Origin of the sequence: Duncaniella muricolitica (assembly GCF_910574735.1) — a bacterium.
Lineage (GTDB): Bacteria > Bacteroidota > Bacteroidia > Bacteroidales > Muribaculaceae > Duncaniella > Duncaniella muricolitica.
Window position 1 is genome coordinate 48,160 of the sequence record NZ_CAJTCF010000019.1, and the last position, 6,262, is coordinate 54,421.

A 6,262-nucleotide genomic window follows, 5' to 3' on the forward strand; every position below is an offset into this window, starting at 1 on the left:
TGACACGCTATTTTCGATACGCCCATATGTGATAAGGTCCGGATGTTATAAATAATTATAGATTTTTATGCAAAAATTTAGAATATTCGGAAAAAAAGTTTTACCTTTGACCCCGTATAATCTGCGTGCCCATACTGTGCGCAGTCATTTCGTAGCTCCTGTGGTGGAGATATACAGACTTATACACAACATAAAGACAAAATATTTCAACTATTTTCCAATAATTAATTATTTATGAAAAAAAGTATTCTTCTTGGCTTCGTAGCCGCTCTCTTCATGGGTCAAAGCGCAATGGCCCAGAGCGCGCAGGAGATTACCTACGTTGAGGATCCCTCACAGGGCTACATCCTCAACAACTTCAGCGACAACTGGTTTATCTCTGCTGAAGGTGGTATAAACTACTACTTTGACCGCAACAACAGCGAGCGCAGCTTCCTTGACCGTTTCTCGCCCAACGCCGGCATCTGGGTAGGTAAGTGGTTCTCGCCCATCATCGGTCTCCGTGCCGGTGCCAACTTCACCCAGCTCAAGGGCATGGGTACCGACGGCGGTTACGGCTGGTATGGCACATTCCAGGACGGCAACACCGTGTATGACAAATACAAACGCAACGAGTTCGGTGCTCAGCTCAACGCTATGTTGAACCTCACCAACTGGTGGTGTGGCTATCGTCCCGGTCGTGTTTACAACGGCATCCTCTATGCAGGTGTAGGCTACAATTGGGTATACGTTCCCAAGTATGTCAACGGCGGCCGTCGTGACGGCTGGGGCCGTGGCGGTGACGACAACCTCACCGGTAGCGTTGGTCTCATCAACAACTTCAACCTCAGCAAGAACTTCGCCCTCTATCTCGATCTTCGCGCAGGTCTCTACACCGATGACACCAACAACCAGGGTCTCCGCAAAAACCACGTTGACCTCCAGGCCTACGTAGGTGTGACCTACAACTTCAACAAGTCCACATGGTCAGCACCCATCGTACCCGTTATCCCCGAAATCCCCAACTGCGACGAAGTTGAGGCCCGTCTCCAGGCTGCCAACGGCCGCATCGCTGACCTCGAGCGTCAGCTCCGCGACTGCCTCAACCGTCCCGTTCAGACAGTTGTCGAGGCCGAGGAAGGTCCCCTCTGCACCATCTACTACACCATCGGTAGCTCACGCATCTCCCGCGTAGACAACAAGGTGCTCAACGCCGTGTCAAACGTGATGAAGGCCAACCCCGACCAGAAATACACCGTATGTGGCTACGCTGACAACTACACCGGCACCGCCGCTGTCAACGACCGTCTCCGCAAAGCCCGTGCCAACGGTGTTGAGCGCGTGCTCCTCCGCAACGGTGTCAAGGCTTCTCAGCTCGACGTTACTACCAACGACGCCAACCTCTTTGGCGAAGGCAAGGAGTACGTTTCGCTTGACCGTGCCGTTACCATCAAGGCCAACAAGTAATCAACCCCACGGTTGATAAGCCTCATAGCCGGCCCGCGATAATTCGCGGGCCGGTTTTTTTGTTCCCGCTCCGATACCATCCTATGAAATAACCCGTTGTCACATCCGGGCAGCATCCGCGCAAAACATATATGTTTTTAAGCATTGTCACAAAATTTGCATTTTACATATAAAATATATATCTTCGCTATCGGATAACTTACAATCGACACCCTCCCGACAGTCGCCTATGAAGCATATCACACAATTTCTGTCGCATCTCGTCAGCGAGCTCGGTTACTCGGCCCACACAGTCGAAGCCTACGGCCGCGACCTGCGCCAGTGGGCCGACTTCGCCACCGCAGGCAAGCCCGAGACGCTGCGCCCTGTCGACGTAAGCCGTTCCGACCTGCGTCTATGGGTCGCGTCACTCGCCTCATCACACATCTCGCCACGCACCATCAAGCGTAAAGTCTCATCGTTAAGATCATTTTACCGCTTTCTGCTCCGCAACGGCGAAGTCAAAGTCAATCCCGCAGCCGGACTCACCCTCCCCAAGCCATCCAAAGTGCTCCCCGTCTACGTGCGTCACGAAGAGACCGAGAGCATCCTCGACACCCCCGTCGCCCCCGACGATTTCGCCTCCGTGCGCGACCGTCTCATCCTCGACATCCTCTACACCACAGGCATGCGATGCAGCGAACTCATCGGTCTGCGCGACGCCGATGTCGACTCCGCCCGGGGTGAACTAAAAGTGCTTGGAAAACGTAATAAGGAAAGAGTGATACCATTCGGCCCCGAGCTGGCCCGGGCCATCGACGCCTACCGCCTGCTGCGCGACTCATCGCCATCCACAGCCGTCAGCACCCGTGACCTCACGGCCCCCCTGATGGTGCGCGACAACGGCGAGCCGCTCTATCGCAAGATGGTCTACAACGTGGTCCACCGCATGCTCAGCCTTGGCGGGGCACACGCCTCCAGGCTCAGCCCCCACGTGATGCGCCACTCCATGGCCACCGACATGCTCAACGGCGGCGCGCCGATAGCCTCCGTGCAGCAGATACTCGGCCACGCATCACTCTCATCGACCCAGGTCTACACTCACGTGACTTACCGTGACCTTAAACATAATTATCAACTCGCACACCCCCGTGCACAAAACAACAAAGGAGGACACTATGGACATTAACATTAAAGCAATCCATTTTGACATCACCGAGAAGCTCACTGCCTTTATCAACAAGAAGGTGGAACGTATAGTGCGCCGCTTCCCCTCCGTGAGCACAGTTGACATTTCACTCAAGGTAGTGAAGCCCGAGACCGCGCTCAACAAGCAGGCCATCGTACGTCTGACGGTGCCCCAGCTCGAAGAGTTTGTCGCCGACAAGACTGCCGATACCTTCGAGGAAGCTATCGACGTAGCTCTCGACGCAATCGAAAAACAACTTGAAAAAGCCAAGAATAAAAAATAACAGACAGGCGGCACGTCAGCCTTCTCAGGGATGAACGCGTCACATAGTCTGAACCTGCACGGTGCGGTGTGCCTCCACTCGGCGGCACGCCGCACCTTTTATTATCAAATGGAGATGTCGGGTCGCCGCTGTGTCGTGCATTTGAGTTGAGACGATATTTTTTTGACTGTTAATATATGATGTTATTAAAATACAATAATTTACATAATTTTACAAAGTCGATTTAGTGTGAAATCGTGTTGATATTTTTTAGGTTATTTTTGCATTAATGGCTAACTATTTGTTTGTTAATACTATATGTGTTTAATATTAGGATTTGTAACACGCGTGTAACATCGTGGCGGAAATTTGGTTTTGATAAGATGCTCAAAATGACTAAATTTGAAAAGTAAGAAATTTAAATCTAAATAAAAGTTAAACCAAAACGATGCAACAGACTCTTGTCATCTTCAAGCCGTCCTCGATAGAGCGTAGACTGGTGGGCCGCGTGCTCGCCCGCTTCGAGGCAAAGGGGCTTATCATAGCCGGCATGAAGATGATGCAGCTCTCTCCCGAGATTCTGCGCGAGCATTATGCTCACCTCGTTGACCGCCCCTTCTTCCCCATATTGCTTGAATCCATGACCGCCACCCCGGTCATAGTGCTTTGTCTCAAAGGCGTCGAAGCCATTGAGGTTGTGCGCTCCATGACGGGTGCCACCAACGGCCGTCAGGCCGCCCCCGGCACCATACGCGGTGACTTCGCCATGTCCAATCAGGAAAATATCATTCACGCATCATCCTCGCCCGAGGATGCCGAGGTCGAGATCAACCGATTCTTCAGCCCCGGTGAAATCTTTGACTATACGCCCGTCTCGATGCGTTTCATCAATGAGCCCGGCGAGCTTCAACTCTGATAATTAATCTTGTAAAAATCGCCATGTCGCTCCTCAATCATAGACTCTCATCCTCATTATCCCAATCCTCTTGCCCTAAATCCCGAAAAATGACCTTCAATCTAAAGATATTGCTCTCGGCCGCTCTCGTGATGATGACCGCCGTGGCCGTGCAGGCACAGCGCAGACTTCCCGCCTCGCACGATTCCCAGCACAATTCGCTCATTGCCAAGCAGACTCCCACTATCAATCCGTTCAAGATCGAAAACAACGACCTCCTGCTCAATCATGTCAAGGAGCGTGAGGCCATGGATATGGAGAGTGATATATTTCAGGAATTCTGGGCCTCGGAGCATGTCAATGCCTACGGCTCCGCAGCCATAATCCCCGACCGCAAAGACATCGATGTGTCGGAATACTGCACCCCCTGTCCCGGACACAAGACTTCCGATTACGGCTATCGCGCACGTTTCCGCCGCAACCACTACGGCGTGGACCTCAAGCTCCAGGTAGGCGACACCGTGAAAGCCGCTTTCTCTGGCAAAATACGCCTCACAAAATATGAACGCAGAGGTTACGGTTACTACGTAGTGATGCGTCACCCCAACGGCATGGAGACCGTCTACGGCCACCTCAGCCGCTTTCTCGTGAAGCCCAACCAGGTAGTCAAGGCTGGCGACCCCATCGCGCTCGGAGGTAACACCGGACGCAGCACCGGAGCCCATCTCCACTTCGAGACACGTTACATGGGCATCCCCATCAACCCCAACGCTATCATCGACTTTGACAACGGTGTGCCACACAAAGACATCTTCGCCTTTGATAAAAACACCTATGGCAAGTCGCAGAAATACACCCCCGCCAAGCGCAAGACCCGCACAACGGCTGCAAGACGTAAGACTACGACAAAGAAAAAGACCACAACCGCCAAAAAGAAATAATCCCGACGGGATACATAACACGTATACAAAGCATAAAAGTTACCGCAGCGAGCTTTCTCATGAAAACTCGCTGCGGTAACTTTTTTGAGTCATCTTAAAGCCCCCTGTTACCTCTCTCCTATATAGAAAATCACACCAGAGGGTTATTCTGCTATCTGAAGATCTTTGAAATCCATAAGGTCGACACTATCGCCACGTTCGACAGCTTCCTTGAGAGCCTCGTTGGTAGCTCTGATCTGCTCGGCGGTCGATTGGTAATACTCTTTGTCTATGCCAAGCTTTATGGCCTCCTCTTCGGTTATATCCATAATATACGATACGGAGTCAGGTGCGATTTTGATGTGCTCGAGTAGTATCTTGTAATTGCGGTCTCTCTTCTCGACTTCCGGATCTGAAACGATTTTATCATGTATTGTAGTTTCAGAAATGACCGTATTGTTCTCTGTCGCTGTTTCCTCTGAGCTATTAGTGCAAGCTGACGTAAATAATGCCAATGCTGTGAGTGGCAATAAGTTTATCTTTTTCATAAGATTGTAGATATTTGATTAAAATGATGGAGTCCATATACAGTAACTGCCATTTGGATCAGTGGATAAGAAAGATAGATAGATCACACTAGAGGATGAGCTAATAGGAGCTTCAAAACTTCTGGTACAAAATACCGAACCGGTTTTAATATATGATTTGGTTGAGCCGGCACATGTAACATTACAAGTATAGGTCACAACCGGTGCCCAGTTTGTACCACATTTTAGGTTGATTTTTGTTGTCCCTCTTGTTGGGGTAAAGCTCGTTGAGCTATTGCCGCTGGAATAAAGTATTCCACCTGTCATTGATCTGGATGCATTTGACATGGATCTATTCCGGACTGTTGTCTGTGGCGTTTTATATGATTTTGCCCGAGACTGTATATCCATTAAATCAACATCAGCCCCTCTTTCAATGGCTTCTGCAATTGTTGAATTTGTTAATTCAATCTGTTCGGCAATAAGTAGATATAGTTCTTCACTTATATCTAATTTGGCAGCTTCAGATTGGGATAATTTTAATGAATAGCGGTTATCCTCTAATGTGATATAGTCCGATAACAATACCGCAGCTCTTCTTTTTTCTAATAAGCTTTCATCTTGCAACAATGTGGCTTCATTGTTTTGAATTTCATTCTCGATTGAGTTTTCAGTGTTGGCTTTGTCGGTCAATAGAGATTCTACATCACCATGAACTGCACAAGATGCGATCAGGATAGTAGATAAAATACTAATACCGACTTGATGGATTAATTGCATTGATGTAAATTTTAATGATTGTTTGTATTTCTTTGCAAAAATAATATTTATTGATTAATAATACAATTTTTACTTTAAATTTGTTTGTTTTTTGTTGGTTATAATTAAAATTTAAATAATGCGCAATTGCGTTTGATTAATAAGATTCAATAATAATATAAGTATATCGTAAAAATAAATTAATGTATTGATATGTTAAGCCGCAGGTCTACAGAAATTAATCATGTATCGTTTACCAACGTTGGAGAGGATGTCTTCTACGGT

7 protein-coding genes are annotated in these 6,262 nt (G+C 48.6%); 5 read left to right on the forward strand and 2 right to left on the reverse strand.

The window, feature by feature from the left end; translation table 11 throughout:
- The first annotated feature begins 234 nt into the window (after positions 1 to 234).
- The 5 genes from QGT73_RS05940 to QGT73_RS05960 all read left to right on the forward strand — a co-directional run bounded on the left by QGT73_RS05940 (position 235) and on the right by QGT73_RS05960 (position 4,712).
- Positions 235 to 1,446, forward strand: a complete 1,212-nt coding sequence (locus QGT73_RS05940) for an OmpA family protein (protein ID WP_280121834.1) — start codon at positions 235 to 237, stop codon at positions 1,444 to 1,446.
- 229 nt (positions 1,447 to 1,675) lie between these two features.
- The gene (locus QGT73_RS05945) at positions 1,676 to 2,614 is read left to right on the forward strand and encodes a tyrosine-type recombinase/integrase (protein ID WP_280121835.1); all 939 of its coding nucleotides are present in this window, start codon (positions 1,676 to 1,678) and stop codon (positions 2,612 to 2,614) included.
- Positions 2,604 to 2,897, forward strand: a complete 294-nt coding sequence (gene hpf, locus QGT73_RS05950; protein ID WP_123617305.1) for a ribosome hibernation-promoting factor, HPF/YfiA family — start codon at positions 2,604 to 2,606, stop codon at positions 2,895 to 2,897. Before QGT73_RS05945 ends, hpf begins: the two co-directional genes overlap by 11 nt.
- A 427-nt stretch (positions 2,898 to 3,324) precedes the next feature.
- A complete protein-coding gene (ndk, locus tag QGT73_RS05955; protein ID WP_280121836.1) occupies positions 3,325 to 3,792 on the forward strand; it encodes a nucleoside-diphosphate kinase in 468 nt (155 codons plus the stop codon).
- Positions 3,793 to 3,881: 89 nt separating this feature from the next.
- Entirely contained in the window at positions 3,882 to 4,712 is an 831-nt protein-coding gene (locus QGT73_RS05960) for a M23 family metallopeptidase (protein WP_280121837.1), read from the forward strand.
- A gap of 143 nt (positions 4,713 to 4,855) precedes the next feature.
- Here the strand turns inward: QGT73_RS05960 and QGT73_RS05965 are convergent, their stop codons facing one another.
- Positions 4,856 to 5,020, reverse strand: coding sequence for a hypothetical protein (locus QGT73_RS05965; protein WP_280121838.1), 165 nt, complete (start codon positions 5,018 to 5,020; stop codon positions 4,856 to 4,858).
- 237 nt (positions 5,021 to 5,257) lie between these two features.
- On the reverse strand, positions 5,258 to 5,998 hold the full coding sequence (locus QGT73_RS05970) for a hypothetical protein (RefSeq protein ID WP_280121839.1): 741 nt from the start codon (positions 5,996 to 5,998) through the stop codon (positions 5,258 to 5,260).
- Between the last annotated feature and the right edge of the window lie 264 nt (positions 5,999 to 6,262).